This is a genomic window from Olleya sp. NP1-10 (assembly GCF_055804415.1).
Window position 1 is genome coordinate 1870730 of sequence record NZ_CM147840.1, and the last position, 26128, is coordinate 1896857.

Below are 26128 nucleotides of genomic sequence, written 5' to 3' on the forward strand. Positions count from 1 at the left end.
AATGCTGTTATTTAAAATTATAAACTTTACTTAAAGTATTAGTAAACCAAAATCTCTCAGTTTTTGTAAGGGTTTAGAGAACCAAAATAATTCAAAATTTTCTAAATTAGTTTCAAAGTCTTTTTTTAATGTCGAAAACGAAAGTGTTTTTCCGCTTGACGGTTTTAAAAGCTCTAAGGTATTTAGTAACCATTCACCTTCAGGCTTATTTAATGTTAATTGAAGCGTTTCCGTTTTATCATGAAACGTTAAGTCTAATAAGTAATTGGTAAATCCTTTTTTTGTCTTAGTGCGCTCTTCAACTAATGGTAAATGTCCTAACCAAACTATTTTTGCTGTAGGTTTTGTATTTAAAATAGTTTCAGTATTTAAACAATCTTCAATATAAAAAGGAGCAATTGTGGTTTGCGGAACAGTGAAATCAAACCAGTCTTGTAAATCCATGTCAAAACCAATACCATGCATAAAATTGAATAGTGATTTTTTTAATCCATAGCTAAATTGCGAATGATCTATACCTGTGTTGTCTGTAAAATCTATATCATTATTAGCAAAAGAAATGGATTTATAATGAGGTGTAATACCATAATTTGATGGGTTTTTACCAATTGGACTATGTGTTGTTAAAGCAAATTGATGCCAAAATCCAGATTGAATAATACCAAGTTGAAACAATTGTCTAACCATTTCTAGACTATCTATGGTTTCTTGCTCAGTTTGTGTTGGGTAGCCATACATTAAATAGGAGTGAACCATAATATTGGCTTGTGTAAAATTACGAGTCACTTGTGCCACTTGTTGTACAGTGACTCCTTTATCAATTAATTTTAAAAGTCTATCTGAAGCTACTTCTAAACCACCTGAAACAGCAATGCAACCTGAGGCTTTTAGTAAATAACACAAGTCTTGAGTAAAGTTTTTTTCAAACCTAATGTTAGTCCACCAAGTAACGGTTAATTGTCTTTTTAAAATTTCTAGAGCCAAGGCTTTCATTAAAGCAGGAGGAGCAGCCTCGTCCACAAAATGGAATCCGTTTTCACCAGTTTGAGCAATCAACTGTTCCATTCTGTCTACTAAAAGTGAAGCAGCAATGGGTTCGTAAATTTTAATGTAATCTAAAGAAATGTCACAGAAGGTGCATTTTCCCCAATAACAACCATGAGCCATTGTTAGCTTGTTCCATCTGCCATCACTCCATAAACTATGCATTGGATTAGCAATTTCGATAACCGAAATATAATCTTCTAAAAGTAAGTCAGAATAGTCAGGCGTACCAACTTGTAATTGTTTGTAATCAGGTTTTGTTGTATTGTTTTTATAGCTAACTATTCCGTTTTCTAAAATAAAAGTACGTTTGTATTCTTGTTTATAAAGGTCTTTGTTTTGATTAGCTGCATTTACAGCTTTGTGTAATAACTCAACAGGTAATTCGCCATCATCTAATGTTATAAAATCAAAAAAATCAAAAACACGTGTGTCTGATACTTCACGTAATTCGGTATTAGGAAAACCACCACCAATAGCGATTTTTATGTCAGGATAATTGGCTTTTATAAACTGAGCAGATCTAAAAGCACTGTATAAATTCCCTGGAAAGGGAACCGAAAAACAAACCAATTTTGGATTTACTGTTTCTAGTCTTTTGTTTAGAATAGATAAGGTAATCTCATCTATAACTGTAGGTTTGTTTTGTAAACTATCGTAAAGTTGATCAAAAGCATTAGCACTTTGACCAAGACGCTCGGCATAACGACTAAATCCAAAATTTGGGTCGATACATTCAATAATAAAATCTGATAAATCTTCAAGATACAAGGTTGCTAAGTGTTTAGCTTTATCTTGCATTCCCATTTCGCCAAATGCCCAATCCATATCTTCTAATTGGTCAAACCTGGAAGCTTGAGGTAAAAAATTAGTAGTACAAATTTGTCTGGCTAAAGTTTGATTTTTACCTTGTAAAAATAAAATTACAGCATCTAAAGGTTGAAGATAGTCGTCTTTTAAAGTATAAATACGATGACAATTCTCTGTGACAATACTTTTATTTTTAATGGCTAAATCAAAAAGATTTTCAAAAGTCTTTTTACTGAATAATTCCAGAATAACCTCAATACCTAAATCCATTTGAAATGCAGAAATGTCTTTAGTATTTAAAAAGCCTTTTAAATATGCAGTCGCAGGATAAGGTGTGTTTAATTGAGTAAAAGGTGGTGTTATTAGTAAAAGATCTTTCACAAATGTTATATTTATTACAGCTGCAAAGGTACTTTAAATTACTTGGAGTAATGCCAAAACGGGATAGTTACTATCTTATTTTTAGTATTTATGCTATCCTGCTTTTCATTTCTAAAAATTTCTAAACTATGTTTACCTTCAGTAATGTTTTTTATAGGTAAAACAGTTTCAAACCCTTCTTGGTTGTTATTGTGTTTTGTGTAAATAAAGTCAGGTTGTAAAAAAGCGACACTATCTATTTTAAAACTGTAAATTTTTGTTAGTGTTTTTAAATATTCTGTTTTTAAGCTATCTATGTTTTTAATTTTCACGACTTCATTAAAACTAAAGTTTAAGCCAGATTTTAAGCCACGTTTATCATATTGTGGTTTTAGGGTTTTATTAAAATTAAAAATAGCGTCTTCAATGTCTTCATTATATTCAATAAAAACTGGAAGGTAATTGGTAGTGATTATTTTAGATGGTATTGAGGCATTTTTAATAAACATACCTTTTTTTGTGATTGTTTCGTCATAATTATTAATATTAGCTATATACTGATTAGAGTCATCATTAATGTTTAAATAATTAGATCTGTTATGTTGGTATGACGCTAAGGTCGCAGCAATAAAGTATAATGGAATTAATGAAAAATGGAGTCTTTTACCAAATCTATTATCCAAAAAATTATGGACTAATGGTCTGTATAAAAAGGATAGTGTTAAATAATTAAATACCCAATAAAAAGGGAAGTATACTTTTGCTAACCATTTGTTTTTTTTAAGATAGCCTTGAGTTACAAAGTCTATAAAAGTTAATAGCATCCCTATTAAAACAAAAAAAGAGCACCTATACCAAGAACAAAAATAAATTTGTTGCTATTTTGATAGTCCTTTATCATTAATACCGAAATAGCGACAATACTACCTATGCTAATAAAAATAGATAACATATAAAAAATCAATAAAAATGAAGTTGCAAATAGTATGCTGCAGTAATCTTCTAATTTAGATATGTATTTGTCAAAAGACCCAGTTTTGCGTCTTATATAACGATCAAATTTAGGTCTGTAATTTAATTTTTTATAATCTATATCTCCAGATACATAACGTAACCCTAAAGCTCCAATCCATAACCCTCTTAATACAACGTGTAATAAAAGAGAGGTCATAAGGATGTAACACGAAAATAACATTAAGACAATACTAATAGAAATTATGGTGTTACCCTCGTTAGAAGCTGTACTATAAAAAAGTTCTAATGGCTCAAAAGCTTGAGATAATCCATACACTGAAAACCCAGAGATTATAAGTTCTAACTGCCAGCTTTCTTGTTGTAGTTTATCAAGCCAAGCCTTAAAAGCTTTGGATCTGTAATTATTTTGCATTATTTGGTAGTTGGTTTTTGTAAATATAATTTAAATAATGAAACCGTTACTTTTCGTTTTTTAAAATAGTGGCTACCGCTTGTTTGTATTTTATTGGATTGCTAGCTTTTTTAATTGCTTTATAAGTTTTTTGGGGATTGGAAAATGACTGAGAGAAAAATTCCCAAAAGCCTAACATTTTCATTTTAATAGGTGTTGGACCAGATAAATACTCATCATACTGTTGATAAATCGTATCATGAAATTGATTAAAAATGTCCCAACGGTTTTTAGGATATTCGGTTGTATTATTTTTAATCATACTTGGTAAAAAAGGATCAGCAATTAGACCACGACCAATCATAAAGTGATTAATGTTTGGAAAACGTGCTTTCATGGCCTTAAAAGAGGCTACACTTGTAATATCTCCATTGTAATATAATTTATGCTTGGTGTTTTTTGTACAACGTTCAAAAGCATCTAAATCTACAGGTCCTTTATATAATTGCTTTCCTATTCTGGCATGTATAGCAATATTTTTAAGTGGATATTTATCTAGAATAGAGAAGGCTTCTAAAATCTCATTTGCATTATCATAACCCATTCTCATTTTCATGGATACAGTAATATCACTCTCGTTATGTGCTTTTTTTAATACGTCATCAATTTTAGTAGGATTACAGATTAATCCAGATCCCATACCAGATTTGGTAACCATTGGGTAGGGACAACCTAGGTTCCAATTAAGTTCTTTATAGCCTAAACTTTGGACATAATTAACAACAAACATAAACTCGTCAGGATCATTAGTCATGACTTGTGGTATAACATTTAGTGTCGTGTTATTTTCAGGTTGTAAGTCTAATTGGTAAGAGTTTTTGATTTTTAGTTTACCATTTAACCTAATGTAAGGCGCATAAAATGTATCAATACCACCAAAGTAATGATGGAATGCATTTCTAAATCTAAAATCAGTGAAGCCTTGTAAAGGCGAAGACAGTAAGGTAATGGACATTAAACAATATTTGTAAGGCAAATATAGTTTAAATTGAAAAAGTGAGACTACAAATTTTATTTTTGAATATATAAAATCATCATGGTAATTAAACTAATTATTAAAATTAAAATAACATAGTTTTTTGTTTTAGAAGTATCGTCTATAATATGATCTCCTTTTCTAGGCTTAAAAGGTTCTGTTTGTGAGGTTTGATTATAAGTTAAAGTCTCTATGAAATGCGGTTTTCCGTCGTAGTAATTAGGGTCTTGGGTTAGATTGTCTACAATGTCTTTACATTCTTTTAAGCCTATATTTAATTGTTGTTTAATCAATTTAATACATTGTAACTTCTTACCGTTAGCTATAAGGTGTAATAATTTACGCTTATCAATGGGTGTGTTGTTTATGGTTATTATACTCATGGTTATATAGTATCGTTTATTAAAATCAGTGTTAATGTTTTTAAAAGCGACGTTTTGGTTGTATATAACATATGTAATTTAGATTTTATTTTTAATAAAATCTTTGTTTTAGTAGTTTGGGATTTAGTTTGTTAGTTAAAACTTTTAAGGTTTTAATGTAATATTGGTTTAATCCTGTTTGTGTTTTTAAATGTTTGCTTATTAGTGTGTTATGGGTTATTGTAAACAATAAAACATAATTTATTCTTGTTACAAGTTAGTTGTTTTTTTTGAAAAGAAAGATTTTTATTCGTTTTGTGTGTGTTAAATATTTAGTTGGTTGAGGTTGTGATTAATAGTTAAAGGGAAAAATTTCTGTGTTTTATTAAGTTGAAATAATAGAATGTAAAATAAAAAAACCACCTATTTCTAGGTGGTTTTTTATTTCCGCGAAAGCGATATTTTTATTGTAAATTACTTTAGTAACTCGTAACTACGTTTTACAAAGTCTGATAATTCTTTACCTTTTAATAAACCTTGAGATAAACGTGCTAAATCTAAACTTTGAGTAATTAAATCTGTTTGTTTGTCTTTAGCTTCAGTATTTAAAATTTCTGATACTAAATCAGAGTTTGTGTTAACTACTAGATTGTACATCTCTGGCATGCTACCAAACATTTGCATTCCGCCACCACCACCAGAGGCTTGCATCTCTTTCATACGACGCATAAATTCTGGTTGTGTAATCATAAATGGTGTTGCGTTGCTATCCATAGCTTCTAATTGTACCATGAATTTTTCTGAAGGGATTGCAGCTTTTAAAACTTCGTCTAAAGCTTTTGTTTGCTCTTCGTCTAATTTTGATATAACTGTTTCGTCTTTTGCAATTAATTTGTCAATAGAGTCAGCATCTACACGAGCAAATGTGATGTTTTCTTTAGTAGATTCTAATTTTTGCATTAAATGCGAAACAATTGGACTATCTAATAATAACACTTCGTAACCTTTGTCTTTAGCAGCTTCAATGTAGCTATGTTGCTCGTCTTGATTACTAGTGTAAAGTATTACTAATTTATTGTCTTTATCAGTCTGTTTAGCTTTTATGGCGTTAAATAACTCATCGTAAGTGTAGTATTTACCATCAATGGTTGGATATAATGCAAATGCGTCTGCTTTGTCAAAAAACTTGTCTTCAGACAACATACCGTATTCAATAACAATTTTAATGTCATTCCATTTAGCTTCAAACTCTTCACGATTATTATTAAATAATGATTTAAGTTTATCAGCCACTTTACGTGTAATGTAAGAGCTAATTTTTTTAACTGCACCATCTGCTTGAAGGTAACTACGAGATACGTTTAATGGGATATCTGGACTATCTATAACACCACGTAACATGGTTAAAAATTCAGGTACAATACCTTCTACGTTATCTGTTACGTATACTTGGTTTTGGTATAACTGAATTTTATCCTTTTGCATAGCCATATCCTGAGACATCTTAGGGAAGTATAAAATACCTGTTAAGTTGAATGGATAGTCTACATTTAAATGAATATGAAATAATGGATCTTCATGTTGTGCTGGATATAGCTCACGGTAAAACCCTTTATAGTCTTCGTCTTCTAATTCCGTTGGTTGTTTTGTCCAAGCTGGAGTAGGGTTGTTTATTATGTTGTCAACAGTGATTTTTTTCTGAGGCTCAGTAGTTTCTTTACCTTCAGCATCAGTAATTGTTGCTGGTGTGTGATCAGGATCGTTTACTTCTTTAGTTCCAAATTTAATTGGAATAGGCATAAATTTATTGTACTTATATAATAAGCTGCTAATACGTGCTTCTTCTAAAAACTCTAAAGAATCTTCTGCAATATGTAATACAATTTCAGTACCTCTATCTGTTTTGTCTGCTTCTTCTAAAGTAAACTCAGGTGATCCATCACATGTCCAATGTGCAGCAGTAGTCCCTTCTTTATGAGATTTGGTGATGATTTCTACCTTTTCTGCAACCATAAATGCAGAGTAAAAACCTAATCCAAAGTGTCCGATAATTCCAGAATCTTTTGCACTGTCTTTATATTGATCTAAAAACTCTTCTGCTCCAGAAAAAGCAACTTGGTTGATGTATTTTTCAACCTCGTCTGCAGTCATACCTAAACCTTGGTCAATAATATGAAGTTTTTTACCTTCTTTATCAATTTTAACCTCAATAACAGGGTTTCCGTATTCGGATTTTGATTCTCCAATACTAGTTAAATGCTTTAATTTTAAAGTAGCATCTGTACCATTACTAATTAGCTCACGTAAAAAAATCTCGTGATCACTGTATAAAAATTTCTTAATTAACGGGAAAATGTTTTCAACCGAAACATTAATATTTCCTTTTGCCATGATAATATTGTTTATGTTTTAATTTCCGCTTTAAGCGAAAAATAGATTTATTATTTGCTTTGTTATAGACAACAAAAATGCCAATTGATTAAGTTGACATTTTTTGTGACAAGATGACATAAAAAAACCATTCGTTTTACTGAATGGTTTTTAAGAAATCTGCCTTTATTGAGTCTTATTTTTTGTTTTTAACATGTTTGTCTAACCATTGTTCTTGTTCCCAAAGCATATGCATAATAGATTCTTTGGCTCTGTAGCCATGACTTTCTTTTGGCAGCATAACCAATCTTACAGGAGCACCTAAACCTTTTAAGGCGTTAAAATAGCGCTCACTTTGTAAAGGGTAGGTTCCTGAATTATTATCTGCAACACCATGTATTAACAGTAGAGGTGTCTTCATTTTGTCTGCGTGCATAAATGGTGACATATTATAATAGATTTGAGGCGCTTCCCAATAGCTACGTTCTTCACTTTGAAATCCAAAAGGCGTTAATGTTCTGTTATACGCTCCACTTCTTGCTATACCAGCAGCAAATAAATTTGAATGTGATAATAAATTAACTGTCATAAATGCACCATAACTATGACCTCCTACAGCAACTTTATTTCTGTCAATATATCCTAGATTATCAACTGCATCAATAGCAGCTTTTGCATTGGCTACTAATTGTGTTCTAAATGAGTCGTTTGGTTCTTCTGTACCTTCACCAACAATTGGGAATGCAGCGTCATCTAAAACAACATAACCTTTAGTTACCCAGTATATTGGAGAACCCCAATATGGATACACAAATTCGTTTGGATTAGCTGTACTTTGTGATGCACTTGATTTATCTTTAAATTCTCTTGGATAAGCCCATAAAATCATTGGGTATTTTTTATCTTTTTGATAATCTAGTGGTAAATATAATGTACCTTCTAGATCTAATCCATCCTCTCGTTTGTAGTTTATAACACGTTTTTCAACATTTTCTATACTTTTAAAAGGATTTTCAAAATCTGTAATAGCTTTTAAATCATTGTCTTTGTAAATATTTCTTATGTAGTAATTAGGATATTCTGTTTTAGATTCTATTCTAACTAAAATATCTCCCTTTTTCATATCTAAAGCTGTGTTTAAGCTTTCTAGCTTATCAGTGTATTTAGATTGGTATAAACGTTTGGTTGTATTGGTTTTAGTATCATATTGATCTACAAAAGGAAATTGTCCTTCTTTAGAGAAGCCTTCACCCATTAAAAATAATTTATCACCATCCATGGTTAATGTATAATTACCATATTTGTTTTTAGAACTCACAAAATTTCCTGGATCGCTATAAACATCTTGATAGCTTCTATCTGAAATTATTTTAAGCTCTTGATTAGCGTCTGATGGATTAAAAATATACGTTTTAGTGTTTCTTGTATTCCACCAATAGTCATAAGCAATAGCAGTATTATCATTTCCCCAAGTGATATTAGAAAAACGTTGTTTGGTTTTTATAAGAAGTTTTGGATTGGCATTAAAAGGAGCTTGCATTTGGTACACAGCATCTCTAAAATCTACTTTAATTGCAGGATCACCTTTGTCTAAAGCTTCAGTCCAAACTAAGGTTGAAGGTTTGTCGCTTCTCCAGGTCATGTTTCGTTTTCCTGTTCTAGTAGACATGAAACCTTTTGGTCTAACTTCGTCTAAAGCAACATCATTTACTTTAGAAATTAATTTAGCGTTATTGTCATAAATATTACTTTCGCTTGGGAATCTAGAATAGGTTACTAAATATGAAAATGGTTTTTTGATTTTTGTAATCATAATATAATTTCCGTCAGGCGAAAAGCTAATATTACGATACATATCTGCACTTAAAAAGGTTTCGATTTTACCTGTTATAGATACTTTTTTAATTTCAGATCGTGCAAGTTGTTCAAAATTAAATTCATCATTAGGTGTTTTTAATAAATCTTGGTACGTTCTGTTTTGTGCTTTAGCACCATCACTTACAGATACTGTAGGACCAGATGGTACAGCAGTAGAAGTATTTATTAAAGGTTTTCTGTCACTTGGTAACATTTTTACCAATAGATTTTGATTGTTTTCAAACCAATTTAATGTGCTTCCCATATTAGCATTAACATTTGCGTCTGTAATTTTTTTAGCAGACGCTTTATTAATATCTAAAATCCAAACTTCAACACCTTTATCTGTTGTATTAAGACAAGCAAGCATAGTTTGGTCTGGTGACCATCTAAAACCTGATAATCTTGGGTTAGTTGGTAAGCCAGAGACTTGCTTAGCGTCTTTGTCTTTTGTTTTTTTTATTTTTAAATTAGTGTAATAGGTTGTTCTGCTTCCTATGTTTGTTACAGGATTTATTCTTAATCCTGCTAATCGTAATTCGGTTTCAGATAATTCTGTAATGGATTTATATTGATTACGATAAAACAAAACTATGTTTTCTCCTTTGCTGTCAATTTGTACACCAGGAGCTAAATCTGCATCTGCTAGTTTTAAAATTTCTTCAGAAGGTTTTTGATACGTTAAATTTTGTTGTGCATAACTATTACTAAGTAGTAAAATAGCAAATAATTGAAGTAGTTTTTTCATTTTTAATAAGGTTGATTTTCAACTTTCAAGTTACTTAAAATCTATTTTGGTAAATATGATAGATTTGTTAAAACTTTTAGCAAATTTCGTTGTCAATTCAGAGTTAGTTATTATGCATGCATAATTAAATAGTGTAATTTGTGAAATCATTATTTTTGAAAGCATTAAATTGCGAAACTATTTGCTTTGGTTATAAAAAGGGCAATAGCACTAATAAAAATATAATTAAATGTATAATTCAAAAATTATTGGTTTAGGTAAGTATGTGCCTGACAACGTTGTGACTAATGAAGATTTATCCAAAATGATGGATACTAATGATGAGTGGATTACAGAACGTACTGGTATTAAAGAAAGACGTTGGGTAAAAGAAGGCTCTGGAGACACAACTGCTACAATGGGTGTAAAAGCTGCTAAACAAGCAATTGAACGTGCAGGAATAGATAAGGACGATATTGATTTTATCATTTTTGCAACCCTTAGTCCTGATATGTATTTTCCTGGTCCAGGTGTGCAAGTACAACATGCTTTAGATATAAAAACGGTTGGTGCTTTGGATGTACGTAACCAATGTTCTGGTTTTGTATATGCATTATCTGTTGCAGATAATTTTATTAAAACTGGTATGTATAAAAACATATTAGTTATTGGTAGTGAGTTACATTCTCATGGTTTAGATAAAACCACAAGAGGTCGTGGTGTTACTGTAATTTTTGGAGATGGAGCAGGAGCTGCAATTTTAACAAGGGAAGAAGATACTACTAAAGGAATTTTGTCTACACATTTACATAGTCAAGGTGAACATGCAGAAGAGTTAGTGTTGGTTGCACCAGGAATGGGTAAGCGTTGGGTTAATGATATTATTGCAGATAATGATCCTAATGACGAAAGTTATTTTCCGCATATGAATGGTCAATTTGTTTTTAAAAATGCAGTAGTCCGTTTTAGTGAGGTAATTATGGAAGGATTAGTTAAAAATAAAATGGGTAAAGATGCTATTGATATGCTAATACCTCATCAAGCTAATTTGCGTATAGCACAATTTATACAAAAGAAATTTGAATTAACAGATGACCAAGTGTATAATAACATTATGCGTTATGGTAATACAACAGCTGCATCTATACCAATTGCTTTAACGGAAGCTTGGGAAGAAGGTAAAATTAAAGAAGGAGACAATGTTGTGTTGGCTGCTTTTGGTAGTGGTTTTACTTGGGGAAGTGCTATTATTAAATGGTAATTAATTACAAGACTTATTAATATTTTATATAATTAAAAAAGCCAAGCACAATTTTGTGTTTGGCTTTTTCTATTAACTAACTATTTAACTTAACTATATAAATCTGTTGGTTTTTTGTGAAGACTAATTCAAATAAAAATAAAAACGATTTACTGTTTTGTTACTATTAAGACGCCTAAAATTGAATTTTATTACGCTGATTATCAGTATTTAACGTTATTTTAACATTGGGTTGCCTATATAGCCAATAATGTGTTAAAAATAAAAACCCAAAGTTGATCAGACTTTGGGTTTTCTTTATCTAGCAGCTAACCTAAACACTAACCATCAACTGTTTTGTTAGCAACTAAATAGCCTCTAGAAGGTATTTTAATATTACATAAATCCGCCTCCAGATTTAGTGTCATTATCTCTTTGTTTTCTTGATTTTGCTCTGTAGTTTCCTCCTCCAAAGCGGTAAGATAAACGTCCAGAAATTTGTTGACTTTCCCAATTAAAACGTCCAACTTGTACATAAGGTGTCTTACCTTCAAATTGTGCATACATGGTATCAAAAATGTCATTGTAACTTAAGCTAAAGCTTGCTTTACCTTGTAAGAAGCTGTAACGCATGCCTAAATTTACCATTAGCATATCATTAGTTTCAAACTGTATATTTTTGTTTTTTCCGCTATACATTCCAAAAGCAGATAGACTTAAAGCTTTGGTTACTTTAAAATTATTAAAGGCTCTAACATTCCACATAACATTATCTACTTGTACAGTATTTAAAACAATGTTTTGGTTGTTGTCAAAAGATTCGGCTACACTTTTTTGAGTTTGAGAAAACAAATCAAAACTAGCATTAACACTCCACCATTTAGTCGGTCTGTAGTTAGAAGATAACTCAACTCCGTAAGCAGATGAGTTGTCAAAGTTTAAGTTTGTAAAAATTAAACGATTCGTGTCTGTTCTATCAATAAGTATGGCTTGTTGTATCTCGTCTTCAATAATTCTATAAAACACTCCAGCAGTAATACTTCCGTTTTCTAGTTGTCTTGTATAATTAGTTTCAATAGAGTTTGTAAATTGTGGACGTAACTCTTGATTTCCAAACTGAGAAATTAATGGTGTGTTCCATTCTGGTAAAGGATTAACTTGACCAATTCCTGGACGGTCTACACGTCTGCTATAATTTACCTGAAACGAATTTTTTTCTGAAGGTGTATAGGTTACAAAAGCAGAAGGATATAACTTAAAATAATCATTGTCAAACGGAATATTAGTTTGCTCATTAGATTGTAAGTCTTGCTTAAATGCTTCTGAGTTTACTGTTACATTTTCAGCACGTAAGCCAACTTGATAACTCCATTTGTCTAATGTTTTGCCATACGTTGCATAAGCAGAGTAGATGTCTCTTGTATAATCAAAAGTTGTGGTTGTAGGTATGTAATCTCCATTTTGGTTAGTCTCTCTAGCATCTGATTGATAGTAAATGTTGGTATTAAATAAACGTGCTTGTAGTCCAACTTCTAATTTTGCAGTTTCAGATAAAGGGTTGCTGTAGTCTAAGTTAATAGTACTGCTTTTTCGGTCTGTATCTGTATCTTCAATAAAATTAGGACGTTGTGAGCTAAAAAAGTTGTTTCGTGTAAACGCTAATCCATTATAAGTGTTATGATCTACTTCTAATTCAATATTATGACCTTCATCATTAAAATCATGCTTGTAATTAAAATTATATTGTTGCGAGTCATTTTCGTTATCACTTCTTGTGTATTGACTTTCGTTTAAAGACGCATCAAATAAATAATTTATACTTGAGTCTACATCACTCCAACCATCATAAATATTTTGATTTGTAAATACCGAAATGGTGTTTTTATCATCTAAATAATAATCCAAACCTACTTTAAATAAGTGAGATTTGTTATTGTTTAAAATTTCAAAATTTTGATTAATATTTTGTTCAATTCTATTGATTTCTCCAAAATTGAAGTTTTTTGCAACACTATTATTGTAAGATCCATAAACGTTAAATTTTCCGTTTCTATAATTGGCATCAATAGAGCTATTAAATTTAGCTTCAACATCATGAGACAAACCTATGTTTAGGTTTCCGTTAAAACCAATTTTTGTATTTTTATGTAACACAATATTTATAATTCCGCTCATTCCTTCAGGATTATACTTAGCAGAAGGATTTGTAATTAGTTCAATACTTTTAATTGAAGACGATGGGATTTGCTTAAGTAGCTGTTCGGCAGGAATATTAGATAATTTTCCATCTACCATAACACGTACATTTTGGTTACCTCGCAAACTAATAGATCCTGTTTGTTGGTCCACGCTTACAGAGGGTAAGTTATTCATAATCTCACTAGCTGTAGCACCTGCAGTTTGTAAGTCTTTACCGATGGTAATAACTTTACGATCAACTTTTTGTTGAATTGTTGAGGTTTCAGCAACAATCGTTACTTCATCCAAACTTGTTGCAGCTTCTTCAAGATTTATAGTTCCTAAATCTATTTTTTTATTGTCTTTAGAGATATTAATAGTTTTAGTTTGTGATAAAAAACCTAGATATTCAATACTTGCTATGTGCATTCCAGCAGGTATTTGGTTTACTTCAAATTGACCATCGTTATTTGTTATTCCTCCAGTAATTAAATTGTTTTTAGAGTCCTTAATAATTATATTTACATAAGGTAAGGGTTGGTTTAAAGTTACGTCTAATACAGTACCAGTAACAGTTCCAATTTTAGGTTTGACATTAGATTGGTTTTGAGATTGCATGCTAAAGGCTACCAATAGACATACGATGGTGAATAGTTTTTTCATTGTTTTGATTGATTATTTGATTGATGTTTGGTTATGCTATAAAGACGTCACAATTGTCAATCTGTTACTGTAAAAAAGCGTTTTATTAAAACTTTAACATTTATGAATAAAAAAACATTGGTTCTAGGGGCTTCCTTAAAACTTGATAGATATAGCAACATTGCATTACGTAAATTGGTTAATTATAACCATAGTACAGTTGCTTTTGGGATGAAAGCAGGTCAAGTGGAAGGTGTAACTATTGAAACTAAATTACAACAATATCAAGATTTAGATACAGTAACGTTATATCTTAATCCGATACGTCAAAAAGAATATTATGATTATATAATTGGTTTAAATCCAAAGCGAGTGATTTTTAATCCAGGAACAGAAAACCCTGAATTGTATCAATTATTAACCGCTAATGGTATAGATTATGAGGTTGCTTGTACTTTAGTATTACTATCTACAAATCAGTATTAGATGTCGCTTTCGCGGAAATTAAATACAGACCTAAACATGTTATTAGTCCGTTTAACGGAAGGATTTCCCAATGGAAAGCATATTGTCCAATAAAACTATCCGGAAAGTTTCCAGGTAGTTCTGTAATGATATAAGTAATTATAATTGAAGCTAAGCCAACAATCCATGCAAATTGATCTTTAATACTACGTTTGCTAAGTATACCAAATGTAAATAAACCTAATAATGGACCATAAGTAAAGGTAGCAAACTTAAATAAGTTGTTTACAACGCTACCTTCAAGTTCATTAAAAATAACAACTACAATTATCAAAAGTAGGGATACACCAATATGTACTTTTTTACGTAAAGGTTTTTGTTCTGTTTTAGGTAGTTTTTCAATATTTAAAAAATCTACAGAAAAGGAAGTTGTTAAGGATGTTAAAGCACTATCTGCACTGCTATAAGCAGCAGCAATTAGTCCAATTAAAAAAGTGATTTGTAACCCAAGACCTAAACCTTGATTCATGGCTATTTCTGGAAATAACAAATCCGTACGTGTTTTGCCATCAACAATAGGAATTGAAACACCAAACTGCTCGGCATAAATAAATAGTAATGCACCTAACGATAAAAATATAATATTTACAAACACCAATAAAATAGACATGCTAAACATGTTTTTTTTAGCATCCGAAGGGGTTTTACAAGTTAAGTTTTTTTGCATCATGTCTTGGTCTAAACCAGTCATTGCAATGGTTATAAAAATACCACCAATAAAATATTTCCAGAAGTATATTTTACTATTAACGTCATCAAAAAATAGCACTTGACTTTTTGCAGCAAAAGCCTCTTGATTAAAAATGGTTGTAATAGACCAATCAAGTTTATTTACAATTAAAACAATAGCAACAATAACACAAGTTAACATAGCTAATGTTTGTAATGTGTCTGTCCAAACAATAGTTTTAATACCACCACGATTAGTATATAACCAGATTAGTAATATAGAGATTACAACGGTTAACCAAAACGGAACGCCTAATGCTTCAAAAACTATATATTGCATTGCTAAAGCGACTAAAAACAGTCTGAAAGCAGCACCTGTAACTCGTGATAGTAAAAAGAAAAAAGCGCCTGTTTTGTAACTGGTAGTACCAAAACGTTGTTCTAAATATTGGTAAATAGACGTTACATTTAGTTTGTAGTATAATGGCAGTAATACTAATAGAACAATTAAATAGCCTACAAAAAAACCAAGTACACCTTGCATGTAAGCAAACTGTTGACCTTCAATTAAACCAGGAACAGATATAAATGTAACACCAGATAATGAGGCTCCAATCATACCAAAAGCAACAACATACCAAGGTGATTGTTTATTGCCTTTAAAAAACACATCGTTAGAATCGTCTTTACCAGTAAAATAAGAGATTAATATAAGCACACCAAAGTAAGCAGCTATTAATAAAAGGATCTGTATAGAAGTCATAGTTTTTATTTGTGAAGCCAAAATACAAAATTAGTATGTACAAGCTTTATTAAGATTTGTAAAACGTGTTTTAAACTTTTTGAGTGGATGATTAAAATAAATTCGAAATCTAGCATCAAATGCATTAATTTTGCAGCTTATGGAATTTTCATCAAAACTTCTTGAAAACGCAGTTAACGAGATCTCGCAATTACCAGGTATTGGTAAGCGTACCGCATTGCGTTTAGCCTTACATTTATTACGTCAACCCAAAGAGCATACTCATAATTTAAGTCATGCTTTATTAAATATGGTCAACGATTTAAAATTATGTAAATCTTGTAATAATATTAGTGATAACGATTTGTGCGACATTTGTGCTAACTCATTACGTAAGGACGATGTAATTTGTGTGGTTGAAGATATAAGAGATGTAATGGCTATAGAGAATACAGCATCTCATAAAGGTTTGTATCATGTATTAGGCGGAAAAATATCACCAATGGATGGAGTAGGACCACATGATTTAAATATAAATAGCTTGGTTCAAAAAGTAAAAGAAGGTAAAGTAAAAGAGCTTATTTTTGCTTTAAGTCCAACTATGGAAGGAGATACAACCAATTTTTATATCTATAAACAAATCAAAGATTATAGCATTCAAACCTCTACAATAGCAAGAGGAATCTCTGTTGGAGACGAGCTAGAGTACGCAGACGAAATTACTTTAGGACGTAGTATCTTAAACCGTATTCCGTTTGAATCTTCATTAAAATTATAAGCCATTAATGAAGCTATCCGTAATTATCTTAAATTATAATGTACGTCATTTTCTAGAGTTATGTTTACAAAGTGTTGAAGCAGCAATAACAAGCCTAGATGCCGAAATAATTGTAGTAGACAATAACTCTCAGGACAATAGTTGTGCAATGGTATTGCAAAAGTTTCCGGAAGTAAAACTCATTCAGAACAATCAAAATTTTGGATTTTCAAAAGGAAATAATATTGGTGTGCAACAAGCTAAAGGAGAGTATCTATGTATTTTAAATCCAGATACAGTTGTTCCAGAAGACTGTTTTGAAGAGTTGTTTGATTTTTCAAAAATTAAAAATCAATTAGGTCTTTTTGCTTGTAGATTAATAGATGGAAGTGGTGGTTTTCTGCCAGAAAGTAAGCGTCATATTCCGACACCAAAAGTAGCTTTAAAAAAAATGATTGGTTTAGATAAAAGCTACTATGTAACTAGTATTAAACCCAACTCTACAGGTATTTCGCCAATTTTAGTTGGTGCTTTTATGATGGTCAAAAAAGCCTTGTATCAACAAGTAGGAGGCTTTGATGAAGACTATTTTATGTATGGTGAAGATATAGATTTATCCTACAAAATAACCAATTCTGGTTGTGACAATATGTATTATGGTCCAATAAAAGTGATTCATTTTAAAGGAGAAAGTACTTTAAAAGATGCTAATTATGCTAAACGCTTTTATGGAGCCATGCAAATTTTTTACAAAAAGCATTTCAAACGCAATATTTTGTTTGATAGTGTAGTTTGGTTAGGTATAAAAACCGTTAAAATTTTTAAAAATAACGCTTTCGCGGAAATAAAGCCAGCTGTAAATCATGTGTTGGTTTCCAACCGAAACTACGAAGCATTAAACGCTAAGTACAATAATACATTGCAAATTGTTTCAGATGTAGTACCATTTAAAAAAAACACACAAGTAATTTTAGATGCTAACTATTTAAGTTTTAAAACAATAATCGAAACACTTGCAAATTCTGAAAAAAATAAAAATATAACCTTTAGAATTATTCCAAAAAGTTCTAATTTTATGCTCGGAAGTGATTCCGCAAAAAGTAGAGGTGAAGTGCTTCACTTTTAAGATATTGCAAAATGATGCATAATAAGTAGTAAAAACGCTTATTATTTATTAATTTTGCAATTCAACACATTAAAAAGACTATTAGATTATTAATATGGCAAGATTTGAGCTTAAGTTACCAAAAATGGGAGAAAGCGTTGCAGAAGCAACAATTACTTCATGGTTAAAAGAAGTTGGAGATACTATTGAAGCAGATGAAGCAGTTTTAGAAATTGCAACAGACAAAGTAGATAGTGAAGTACCAAGTGAAGTTGATGGCGTTTTAGTAGAAATACTATTTAATGCTGACGATGTTGTACAAGTTGGTCAAACCATAGCAATTATTGAAACCGATGGTGATACTGCCTCAGCAACTGAAGCACCTAAAGCCGAAACTAAAACAGAAGCAACTCCTGTTGCTGCTAAAGAAGTAACAAAATCTGTAGAAACAGCTAAAGATAGTGTTGCGCCAATAACATCTAATGACGATCGTTTTTATTCGCCATTAGTAAAAAATATGGCAAAAGAAGAAGGTATTGCGCAATCAGAACTAGACGCAATATCTGGAACAGGAAAAGATGGTCGTGTCACTAAAAATGATATGATTGCTTATCTAAAAGACAGAGGTAATCAACCAGCTAAAGCTAAAGCAACACCAAGTGCGACTACAGCTAAGGCTACTGCTCCAGCACCAAAAGCAACTCCAATTGCTGCTTCAGGTGAAGATGAGATTATTGAGTTAACCAGAATGGGTAAGCTTATATCGCATCACATGGTACAATCTGTACAAACTAGTGCGCATGTGCAAAGTTTTATAGAAGCAGATGTTACAAATATTTGGAATTGGCGTAAAAAAGTTAAAGATGGTTTTGCAAAGCGTGAAGGGCAAAACTTAACGTTTACACCAATATTCATGGAAGCTATAGCAAAAGCGTTGCGTGACTTCCCGATGATGAATATTTCATTACAAGGTGATACAATCATAAAAAAGAAAAATATTAACCTTGGTATGGCTGCAGCTTTACCTGACGGTAATTTAATTGTACCTGTAATTAAAAATGCAGATCAATTAAACCTAGTTGGTATGACAAAGCAAGTTAATGACTTAGCTGGACGTGCTAGAGAAGGTAAATTAGCACCAGATGATATACAAGGCGGAACGTACACTGTAACCAATGTAGGTACGTTTGGAAGTATTATGGGTACGCCAATTATTAATCAACCTCAAGTAGGTATTCTAGCTTTAGGAGCAATACGTAAAGTGCCTGCTGTAATCGAAACTCCAGAAGGTGATTTTATCGGAATCCGTTACAAAATGTATCTATCACACAGTTACGATCATAGAGTTGTAAATGGTGCATTAGGTGGACAATTTGTTAAGGCTGTTAAAGATTATTTAGAAGCTTGGGATAAAAACAGAGAAATCTAAATAACAAAACGTTATATATTAAAAAAGCACAATCTTAGGATTGTGCTTTTTTGTGATTTAAACTTTAATTAAATGCCTCACGTAAGCATTTTATAAAATCGTCTAAAGACCCAATGTCATTATATAATTGGTTTTCAATTTTTAAAATAGGAATTTTATTAAAATTACTTTTAGGTTTAATCGCTTTAAATTCTTTAATTATTCTATTGTAATTTGTGGTGTCTTTATCTAAATTATATTCCTTGTAATTAATTTTGTTTAAATAGTAAGAAATTATTTTTTTGTAGATTTTAATTTATTTATTTCAAGACTTAGTTCAGTATTTTTATTTATTAGTGTTTTGTTTGAATTTAGCATAATATTATTTTTTTTGTATAAAGCTAAAGTTAATAGTGAAAATATGGTTATTAAGGCAATAGTTAAAATAGTTGTGATTTTTTCTAAGTATATTGATCTTTTATTTATGATTGGTGTATTATTTTCAATTTCATTAATTGTAACGTTTTTTAAACCTGTTATTTTTCCTAAATATTCAAATTCTGGAGTTGTTTCTTTTGGATGAATGGTATAGATTTTTAATTGAAAAAATTCATTTTCATCTATAATTTTTTTATTTAAGATAATTTTATTGTTTGATATGTCATTTATTATGTCATTGAAATAAGAGTCACTTGATGTTGTTATTTCAGGAGTTTTTATTAAGTCTGCATTCTTTATTTTTACGCCAAAAGGTATATTTAAATCATAATCATTAGATAGTATGCTTTTATTACCTGTGTTTTTTACTTCAATAATTGTTAGTGATATATTTTTTTCTTGTTCAAGAAAATTAATTGAGTCATATTTAATAGAAAGTTTTGATATATTTTCGTTAATATCTATTAGCGGTGTATTTGTTAATATGTTAAATTCTAATTTTGATTCTTTAATATTAATAAAATTAGAAAATATAAAATAAAAAACACCTAGTAAAATAGCAATAATTGTAAGTGTTCTTGATATTATATCCCATGTGATTTTCTTTTTCATCTCTCTTAGATATTTTTAAAGTATAGTCGTAAGATAGGTCATTATTGTTAATTAAATGCCTCACGTAAGCATTTTATAAAATCGTCTAAAGACCCAATGTCATTATATAATTTGTTTTCGATTTTTAAAATAGGAATTTTATTAAAATCGCTTTTAGGTTTAATCGCTTTAAATTCTTTAATTACTCTATTGTAATTAGTGGTGTCTTTATCTAGGTTATATTCCGTATAATTAATTTTATTTTTAGTTAAAATATGTTTAGCATCAGGACATATTAAACAGTCGTTTTTAGTGTAAATTACAACGTTTTTATTGTGTATTTCTTTGTCTAGTTTAAAGTCTATTATTTCATGATTATTATCAACTTCTAAAGCATAAGAGACTTCATTTACAACCAAAATGTAGGTGTATTTTCCAGGTTTACCATTAAGTTTCACCATAGTTAAAACTTTCTTCTTGCTTTTTCCTGCTATGGTTTGTAAAATTGGGCGTTCACTACTACGTCTAAAATCGTTTGTTTCAATTTTTAAAAAAATATCGTAGGATATAGAGTCTGTGTTTTCAATAAAGATCTCGTAACGCTTTCCAGTAATTTTTTCAGATAACTTTACATGTTTATGATTGTTTTGCGCTAAAGTAGTTAGTGATACTAATGTTATAAGTATTAGAGTTAGGTTTCTTATCATTTTAAGAGGTTTACAAAGTAAAAGTAACAGATTAAAATTATATTTGCATAAACCATACCATAATATTTATGTCTTTAAACTTAACAAAACCAATTTGCTTTTTTGATTTAGAAACCACAGGAATTAACATTACCTCAGATAGGGTTGTAGAGATTTCTATTTTAAAAGTGTTTCCTAATGGTAATAAAGAAAGTAAAACTTGGTTAGTCAATCCAGAAATGCCAATACCAGCTGAGGTATCTGCAATTCATGGTGTAACTGATGAAAGGGTTGCAAACGAGCCAACATTTAAACAATTAGCACCAGAAATTAATGCTATGATTAAGGATGCAGATTTAGCAGGATTTAATTCTAATAGATTTGATATTCCGCTTTTAGCAGAAGAAATGTTACGTGCAGATTTAGATTTTGACATGAAAGGTCGTGTTGCTGTGGATGTACAAACTATTTTTCATAAAATGGAACAACGTACATTAAGTGCAGCTTACAAATTCTACTGTGATAAAAGTTTAGAAAATGCTCATACAGCCGAAGCTGATACTTTAGCAACTTACGAGGTTTTAAAAGCACAAGTAGAACGTTATGACGAGCTTGAAAATGACACTAAGTTTTTAGCCGAGTTTAGTTCGCGCCGACGTTTTGCGGATTTTGCTGGTTTTATTAGCTTTAATAAAGAAGATCAAGAAGTGTTTTCTTTTGGAAAACATAAAGGAAAACTAGTTACAGAAGTTTTAGATAAAGAACCTGGTTACTTTGGATGGTTGTTAAATGCAGACTTTCCTTTGTATACCAAAAAAGTTTTAACAGCAATTAAGTTAAGAGCTTTAAATAATAAGTTTTAATTTGGTTTACATATTTTAAGAGATAATTAAAAACAGTGTTTTAAATATATAAGTATATGAAATTAATTTGCATAGGTCGCAATTACACAGACCATATCAAAGAGTTAGAAAACGAAAAACCTACAGATCCAGTAGTGTTTATTAAATCTGATAATGCTATACTTTTAAAAAAACAACCGTTTTTTATTCCCGATTTCTCAAACGAAATTCATTACGAATTAGAAGTTTTGGTAAAAATTAATAAGTTAGGAAAGCACATTGATAAAAAATTTGCTCACAAATATTATGATCAATTAAGTGTCGGAATAGATTTTACTGCTCGCGATTTACAAAAAAACTAAAAGACAAAGGTTTACCTTGGGAAAAAGCTAAATCCTTTGATGGAGCAGCAGTAGTAGGACAGTGGATTGATAAAACAGAAGTAGCGCATGTCGACAACCTAAATTTTAGATTAGAAAAAAATGAAACTGTGGTACAAACCGCAAATACTAATTTAATGTTGTGGAAAATAGACGAATTAATAGAATATGTCTCTAAATATTTTACTTTAAAGATTGGAGATATTATATTTACAGGCACACCTGCAGGAGTTGGCAAGGTCGTTGCTAATGATAAATTAAAAGGATTTCTTGAAGATAGAGAGTTATTTTCAATAACAGTAAAATAAATGGAACAGCACTACAAATTACACAGAATAAAAGAGTTAGCAGATAACGATCAAGATTTTATATTAGCCTTAGCTGCAACATTTATAGAGGAAGTACCAGGAGATGCAAAAGTGCTAGAAATAGCAGTTAACAATGAAAATTATTTGCTAGCCTATCAAACTGCTCATAAAATGAAACCTACCGTAGATTTATTTGAGCTTGGTGTATTAGATGACCTGATTGAAGTTCAAGATTGGGGTAAGTTTGAGCAAAAAGATAAAGATATTTCTGAAAAACTACAAATCGTTTTAGATGCAGTAGATAGAACAACTAAAGAAATAATACAAGATTTTAAATTGTAATGCAAGCCGAAATAATTACAATAGGTGACGAGATACTTATTGGTCAAATCATAGATACCAATTCCGCATTTATAGGTAAAGCCTTAAATTCAATTGGTGTATCCGTGTATCAAATCACCTCTATTCAGGATGAAAAACAGCACTTGCTTAAAGCTTTTGCTGAAGCAGAAGAGAATGCTGATATCATCATCATTACAGGAGGTTTAGGGCCAACTAAAGACGATATAACAAAACATACATTAACAGAGTATTTTAATGATGTTTTAGTTCAAGATAATCAAGTTTTAGAACACGTAGAACACTTGTTTAAAAACTATATCAATCAACCCATTTCAGATCTTAATAAACAACAAGCGTTAGTACCATCTAAAGCTAAAGTGTTAAACAATCGTTTTGGGACAGCACCAGGAATGTGGTTGGAAAAAGGCAATAAAACGTTTATATCACTTCCAGGTGTGCCTTATGAGATGAAAGCTTTAATTGATAATGAAGTCTTACCAAATTTAGCCGACAAATACAAAAGACCATTTATTTTACATAAGACTATTTTAACTTATGGTTTAGGTGAAAGTGTTGTAGCAGAACGTATTGAAGCTATCGAAGATGCATTACCAAAACATATAAAGTTGGCCTATCTGCCAACATTAGGTGCAGTTAGATTAAGATTATCTGGTAAAGGTGAAGACGAAGCGGTTTTAGCTAAAGATATAGAGACACAAGTTGAAAAAATATTACCGTTAATTCAAGATATATTTGTTGGTTTTCAAGATAATAATGAAGGTTTAGAGCTCATAATTGCTAAACAATTAGCCAAAATGGGAAAAACTTTGGCTTTAGCCGAAAGTTGTACAGGTGGAAAATTATCAGAAAAATTTACATCTCATTCTGGAGCATCAGCATTTTATAAAGGAGCAGTTGTTAGTTATGCTACACAAACAAAAATTGATGTTTTAGACGTTTCTGAAACATTAATTAATCAGTATTCTGTAGTAAGTGAGCAAGTTGCTAAAGCTATGGCAGCTAATGTTAGACAAAAATTAAAATCTGATTTTGCAATTGCTACTACCGGAAATGCAGGACCAACAAAAGGCGATAGTGATGCAGAAGTAGGTACGGTTTTTATAGCTATAGCGACAAAAAACAAGGTTGAAGCTTTTGAATTTAAGATGGGAAACCACAGAGAACGCGTTATAAATAAAACCGTAAATAAAGCTTTAGAATTGTTTCAAAAAGAAATTTTTGAAAATTAATTACAAACATATTGTCAGATAGTAAAAAATTAGTATATTTGCACCTCGATTTTTAATAACATATTTTAAAGATATATAGTAATGTCAAGAGTTTGTGAACTTACAGGAAAGAAGGCAATGGTTGGAAACAACGTGTCTCACGCAAAGAATAGAACTAAGCGTACATTTGATGCTAATTTAATTAAAAAACGTTTTTATATTCCTGAAGAAGATCAGTGGATTACTTTAAAGATATCTACATCAGCGTTAAAAACAATTAATAAAATCGGTATCTCAGCTGCTTTGAAAAGAGCTAGAGCTAACGGATTTGTAAAATAATTACCCAAAAGGTAAAAATAATAATTATTATGGCAAAGAAAGGTAATAGAGTACAAGTAATATTAGAGTGCACTGAGCACAAAGAGTCTGGAAAGCCAGGAACGTCTCGTTATATTACAACGAAGAACAAAAAGAATACACCTGATAGAATGGAAATTAAAAAATTCAACCCTATCTTGAAGAAAATGACTGTTCATAAAGAAATTAAATAATATTCTTTATTTATTAAAGAAATAAAAAATATACAGAAATGGCAAAAAAATCAGTAGCATCATTACAGACAGGATCAAAAAGATTATCTAAAGCTATAAAAATGGTTAAGTCTCCAAAAACAGGAGCTTACATGTTTGTAGAGTCTATTATGGCACCAGAATTAGTAAAAGATTTCTTAAACAAGAAATAAGGTTTACTTCTTAAAAAGTATTATTAAGCTGCTTTCCTACAGGAAGTGGCTTTTTTGTTTTTAAAATATTACGTTTCTTTACACTCATAAAACTATGACAATGTAGCAGTAATTAAAATTAGGCTTCATAATTGTTATAAATCAACCAAACCAAATAATAAAAAACAGATGAGTTTTTTTAAAAAAATATTTTCTTCAGAAAAAAAGAAACCCTAGATAAAGGATTAGAAAAATCAAGTACAAGCTTTTTAGGCAAGCTTAGTAAAGCTGTTGCTGGTAAATCTAAAGTAGATGATACTGTTTTAGATAACCTAGAAGAGGTTTTAGTGTCTAGTGATGTTGGTGTAAATACAACTTTAAAAATTATTGATCGTATTGAAGCTAGAGTAGCTAAAGATAAATACTTAGGTACTGACGAGCTAAATAAGATATTAAGAGAAGAGATTGCTGGATTATTATCAGAAACAAATTCTGGTGAAGATACAGAGTATAAAGTGCCTGTTTTACCAAAACAAGCAGATGGAGCCAAAACACCATATGTTTTAATGGTAGTAGGTGTTAATGGTGTTGGTAAAACTACAACAATCGGAAAGTTAGCATACCAATTTAAAAAACAAGGATTAAAAGTTGTCCTAGGTGCAGCAGATACTTTTAGAGCAGCAGCTATAGATCAATTACAGGTTTGGGCTGATCGTGTAGATGTACCAATGGTACGTCAAGATATGGGAAGTGATCCTGCTTCTGTTGCATTTGATGCTTTACAGTCTGGTGTTAACCAAGATGCAGATGTTATTATAATTGACACAGCTGGTCGTTTACATAATAAAGTTAATTTAATGAATGAGTTAACTAAAGTGAAACGTGTCATGCAAAAAGTTGTCGGTGACGCTCCACATGATGTGTTATTAGTTTTAGATGGTAGTACAGGTCAAAATGCTTTTGAGCAAGCCAAGCAATTTACTGCTGCAACAGAGGTAACTAGCCTTGCAGTTACTAAATTAGATGGTACAGCTAAAGGTGGTGTTGTAATTGGTATTAGTGATCAATTTCAAATTCCTGTAAAATATATTGGTGTTGGAGAAGGTATTGAGGATTTACAAGTCTTTAACAAATTTGAATTTGTAGATTCATTTTTAAATAAGCATGACTTTTAATTCTGATCGAATTTTTAGGATAATTACCGTATTTATAATACTTTATTTGTTAGTAGTAATTGGTAGTAATGTGGTTTTTGCTATAAGTTATTTCTTACAAACAAAAAACCCATTAATTCCAGAAGAATTAATTTACTATTCACTTTTTCCTTTGATATTTTTAATACCAGTTTTTACATTTTGTATTTGGTATTGTTGGAAAAGTCAATTTAAAGAAA

22 protein-coding genes and 2 pseudogenes are annotated in these 26128 nt (G+C 30.6%); 13 read left to right on the forward strand and 11 right to left on the reverse strand.

Features of this window, described 5'->3' with window-relative positions:
- Positions 1-30: 30 nt before the first annotated feature.
- The 7 genes from AC0L4B_RS08570 to AC0L4B_RS08600 form a co-directional block, all read right to left on the reverse strand.
- Positions 31-2235 (reverse strand): B12-binding domain-containing radical SAM protein, encoded by a 2205-nt coding sequence (locus AC0L4B_RS08570; protein ID WP_473436555.1) that lies wholly within the window; start codon positions 2233-2235, stop codon positions 31-33.
- Positions 2236-2273: 38 nt separating this feature from the next.
- Positions 2274-3038, reverse strand: coding sequence for a hypothetical protein (locus AC0L4B_RS08575; protein ID WP_473436556.1), 765 nt, complete (start codon positions 3036-3038; stop codon positions 2274-2276).
- A 5-nt stretch (positions 3039-3043) separates the two neighbouring features.
- The gene (locus tag AC0L4B_RS08580; RefSeq protein ID WP_473436557.1) at positions 3044-3601 is read right to left on the reverse strand and encodes a hypothetical protein; all 558 of its coding nucleotides are present in this window, start codon (positions 3599-3601) and stop codon (positions 3044-3046) included.
- 46 nt (positions 3602-3647) lie between these two features.
- Positions 3648-4595, reverse strand: a complete 948-nt coding sequence (locus tag AC0L4B_RS08585; protein WP_473436558.1) for a tRNA dihydrouridine synthase — start codon at positions 4593-4595, stop codon at positions 3648-3650.
- 56 nt (positions 4596-4651) lie between these two features.
- Positions 4652-4999: a hypothetical protein gene (locus AC0L4B_RS08590; RefSeq protein ID WP_473436559.1), complete on the reverse strand. Its 348-nt coding sequence runs from the start codon at positions 4997-4999 to the stop codon at positions 4652-4654.
- A 453-nt stretch (positions 5000-5452) separates the two neighbouring features.
- Positions 5453-7369, reverse strand: coding sequence for a molecular chaperone HtpG (gene htpG, locus AC0L4B_RS08595; protein ID WP_473436560.1), 1917 nt, complete (start codon positions 7367-7369; stop codon positions 5453-5455).
- A 175-nt stretch (positions 7370-7544) separates the two neighbouring features.
- On the reverse strand, positions 7545-9953 hold the full coding sequence (locus AC0L4B_RS08600) for an alpha/beta hydrolase family protein (RefSeq protein ID WP_473436561.1): 2409 nt from the start codon (positions 9951-9953) through the stop codon (positions 7545-7547).
- Positions 9954-10182: 229 nt separating this feature from the next.
- On the opposite strand from AC0L4B_RS08600, the gene AC0L4B_RS08605 reads away from it, so the two are divergent.
- The gene (locus AC0L4B_RS08605; protein WP_473436562.1) at positions 10183-11193 is read left to right on the forward strand and encodes a 3-oxoacyl-ACP synthase III family protein; all 1011 of its coding nucleotides are present in this window, start codon (positions 10183-10185) and stop codon (positions 11191-11193) included.
- Positions 11194-11568: 375 nt separating this feature from the next.
- On the opposite strand, the gene AC0L4B_RS08610 is transcribed toward AC0L4B_RS08605, so the two are convergent.
- The gene (locus AC0L4B_RS08610) at positions 11569-14013 is read right to left on the reverse strand and encodes a TonB-dependent receptor (protein WP_473436563.1); all 2445 of its coding nucleotides are present in this window, start codon (positions 14011-14013) and stop codon (positions 11569-11571) included.
- A 102-nt stretch (positions 14014-14115) separates the two neighbouring features.
- Here AC0L4B_RS08610 and AC0L4B_RS08615 point away from each other — a divergent pair, with 102 nt between their 5' ends.
- Complete coding sequence (locus AC0L4B_RS08615) at positions 14116-14478, forward strand: CoA-binding protein (RefSeq protein WP_473436564.1); 363 nt, start codon at positions 14116-14118, stop codon at positions 14476-14478.
- On the opposite strand, the gene AC0L4B_RS08620 is transcribed toward AC0L4B_RS08615, so the two are convergent.
- Positions 14462-15949: a sodium:solute symporter gene (locus AC0L4B_RS08620; RefSeq protein ID WP_473436565.1), complete on the reverse strand. Its 1488-nt coding sequence runs from the start codon at positions 15947-15949 to the stop codon at positions 14462-14464. The genes AC0L4B_RS08615 and AC0L4B_RS08620 overlap by 17 nt on opposite strands.
- A 139-nt stretch (positions 15950-16088) precedes the next feature.
- Between AC0L4B_RS08620 and recR the strand changes: the two genes are divergently transcribed.
- The 3 genes from recR (at position 16089) to AC0L4B_RS08635 (ending at position 19219) form a co-directional block, all read left to right on the forward strand.
- On the forward strand, positions 16089-16706 hold the full coding sequence (gene recR, locus AC0L4B_RS08625; RefSeq protein WP_028289499.1) for a recombination mediator RecR: 618 nt from the start codon (positions 16089-16091) through the stop codon (positions 16704-16706).
- Between the two features lie 7 nt (positions 16707-16713).
- The gene (locus AC0L4B_RS08630) at positions 16714-17811 is read left to right on the forward strand and encodes a glycosyltransferase family 2 protein (protein WP_473436566.1); all 1098 of its coding nucleotides are present in this window, start codon (positions 16714-16716) and stop codon (positions 17809-17811) included.
- 94 nt (positions 17812-17905) lie between these two features.
- Entirely contained in the window at positions 17906-19219 is a 1314-nt protein-coding gene (locus tag AC0L4B_RS08635; protein WP_473436567.1) for a dihydrolipoamide acetyltransferase family protein, read from the forward strand.
- Positions 19220-19492: 273 nt separating this feature from the next.
- Here the strand turns inward: AC0L4B_RS08635 and AC0L4B_RS08640 are convergent, their stop codons facing one another.
- Complete coding sequence (locus tag AC0L4B_RS08640; RefSeq protein ID WP_473436568.1) at positions 19493-20248, reverse strand: hypothetical protein; 756 nt, start codon at positions 20246-20248, stop codon at positions 19493-19495.
- A gap of 47 nt (positions 20249-20295) precedes the next feature.
- Positions 20296-20934, reverse strand: a complete 639-nt coding sequence (locus tag AC0L4B_RS08645; RefSeq protein ID WP_473436569.1) for a glutaredoxin family protein — start codon at positions 20932-20934, stop codon at positions 20296-20298.
- Positions 20935-21002: 68 nt separating this feature from the next.
- Between AC0L4B_RS08645 and AC0L4B_RS08650 the strand changes: the two genes are divergently transcribed.
- The 8 genes and pseudogenes from AC0L4B_RS08650 to ftsY all read left to right on the forward strand — a co-directional run bounded on the left by AC0L4B_RS08650 (position 21003) and on the right by ftsY (position 25910).
- Positions 21003-21776, forward strand: a complete 774-nt coding sequence (locus AC0L4B_RS08650; RefSeq protein ID WP_028289502.1) for a 3'-5' exonuclease — start codon at positions 21003-21005, stop codon at positions 21774-21776.
- 56 nt (positions 21777-21832) lie between these two features.
- Positions 21833-22443 (forward strand): annotated as a pseudogene (locus tag AC0L4B_RS08655) (fumarylacetoacetate hydrolase family protein).
- Positions 22444-22785, forward strand: coding sequence for an Hpt domain-containing protein (locus AC0L4B_RS08660; protein WP_473436570.1), 342 nt, complete (start codon positions 22444-22446; stop codon positions 22783-22785).
- Positions 22785-24035, forward strand: coding sequence for a competence/damage-inducible protein A (locus AC0L4B_RS08665; RefSeq protein WP_473436571.1), 1251 nt, complete (start codon positions 22785-22787; stop codon positions 24033-24035). The genes AC0L4B_RS08660 and AC0L4B_RS08665 overlap by 1 nt, the downstream gene beginning before the upstream one ends.
- A gap of 81 nt (positions 24036-24116) precedes the next feature.
- Positions 24117-24353 carry a 50S ribosomal protein L28 gene (gene rpmB / locus AC0L4B_RS08670; protein WP_028289506.1) on the forward strand — a complete coding sequence of 79 codons (237 nt, stop codon included), beginning with the start codon at positions 24117-24119 and terminating at the stop codon, positions 24351-24353.
- Positions 24354-24382: 29 nt separating this feature from the next.
- Positions 24383-24565 (forward strand): 50S ribosomal protein L33, encoded by a 183-nt coding sequence (rpmG, locus tag AC0L4B_RS08675; protein WP_028282775.1) that lies wholly within the window; start codon positions 24383-24385, stop codon positions 24563-24565.
- A 38-nt stretch (positions 24566-24603) separates the two neighbouring features.
- Complete coding sequence (locus tag AC0L4B_RS08680) at positions 24604-24756, forward strand: DUF4295 domain-containing protein (RefSeq protein ID WP_082396086.1); 153 nt, start codon at positions 24604-24606, stop codon at positions 24754-24756.
- A 168-nt stretch (positions 24757-24924) separates the two neighbouring features.
- Positions 24925-25910: pseudogene (ftsY, locus tag AC0L4B_RS08685) on the forward strand (signal recognition particle-docking protein FtsY).
- Positions 25911-26128 lie beyond the last annotated feature (218 nt).

Coding starts and splice junctions, on each gene's coding strand:
- AC0L4B_RS08610 (WP_473436563.1), bottom strand. CDS start 14,013: ATGAAAAAACTATTCACCATCGTATGTCTATTGGTAGCCTTTAGCATG.
- AC0L4B_RS08580 (WP_473436557.1), bottom strand. CDS start 3,601: ATGCAAAATAATTACAGATCCAAAGCTTTTAAGGCTTGGCTTGATAAA.
- AC0L4B_RS08635 (WP_473436567.1), top strand. CDS start 17,906: ATGGCAAGATTTGAGCTTAAGTTACCAAAAATGGGAGAAAGCGTTGCA.
- AC0L4B_RS08680 (WP_082396086.1), top strand. CDS start 24,604: ATGGCAAAAAAATCAGTAGCATCATTACAGACAGGATCAAAAAGATTA.
- AC0L4B_RS08600 (WP_473436561.1), bottom strand. CDS start 9,953: ATGAAAAAACTACTTCAATTATTTGCTATTTTACTACTTAGTAATAGT.
- rpmB (WP_028289506.1), top strand. CDS start 24,117: ATGTCAAGAGTTTGTGAACTTACAGGAAAGAAGGCAATGGTTGGAAAC.
- rpmG (WP_028282775.1), top strand. CDS start 24,383: ATGGCAAAGAAAGGTAATAGAGTACAAGTAATATTAGAGTGCACTGAG.
- AC0L4B_RS08660 (WP_473436570.1), top strand. CDS start 22,444: ATGGAACAGCACTACAAATTACACAGAATAAAAGAGTTAGCAGATAAC.
- AC0L4B_RS08650 (WP_028289502.1), top strand. CDS start 21,003: ATGTCTTTAAACTTAACAAAACCAATTTGCTTTTTTGATTTAGAAACC.
- AC0L4B_RS08630 (WP_473436566.1), top strand. CDS start 16,714: ATGAAGCTATCCGTAATTATCTTAAATTATAATGTACGTCATTTTCTA.
- htpG (WP_473436560.1), bottom strand. CDS start 7,369: ATGGCAAAAGGAAATATTAATGTTTCGGTTGAAAACATTTTCCCGTTA.
- AC0L4B_RS08620 (WP_473436565.1), bottom strand. CDS start 15,949: ATGACTTCTATACAGATCCTTTTATTAATAGCTGCTTACTTTGGTGTG.
- AC0L4B_RS08575 (WP_473436556.1), bottom strand. CDS start 3,038: ATGCTATTAACTTTTATAGACTTTGTAACTCAAGGCTATCTTAAAAAA.
- AC0L4B_RS08665 (WP_473436571.1), top strand. CDS start 22,785: ATGCAAGCCGAAATAATTACAATAGGTGACGAGATACTTATTGGTCAA.
- AC0L4B_RS08645 (WP_473436569.1), bottom strand. CDS start 20,934: ATGATAAGAAACCTAACTCTAATACTTATAACATTAGTATCACTAACT.
- AC0L4B_RS08640 (WP_473436568.1), bottom strand. CDS start 20,248: ATGAAAAAGAAAATCACATGGGATATAATATCAAGAACACTTACAATT.
- recR (WP_028289499.1), top strand. CDS start 16,089: ATGGAATTTTCATCAAAACTTCTTGAAAACGCAGTTAACGAGATCTCG.
- AC0L4B_RS08605 (WP_473436562.1), top strand. CDS start 10,183: ATGTATAATTCAAAAATTATTGGTTTAGGTAAGTATGTGCCTGACAAC.
- AC0L4B_RS08590 (WP_473436559.1), bottom strand. CDS start 4,999: ATGAGTATAATAACCATAAACAACACACCCATTGATAAGCGTAAATTA.
- AC0L4B_RS08615 (WP_473436564.1), top strand. CDS start 14,116: ATGAATAAAAAAACATTGGTTCTAGGGGCTTCCTTAAAACTTGATAGA.
- AC0L4B_RS08585 (WP_473436558.1), bottom strand. CDS start 4,595: ATGTCCATTACCTTACTGTCTTCGCCTTTACAAGGCTTCACTGATTTT.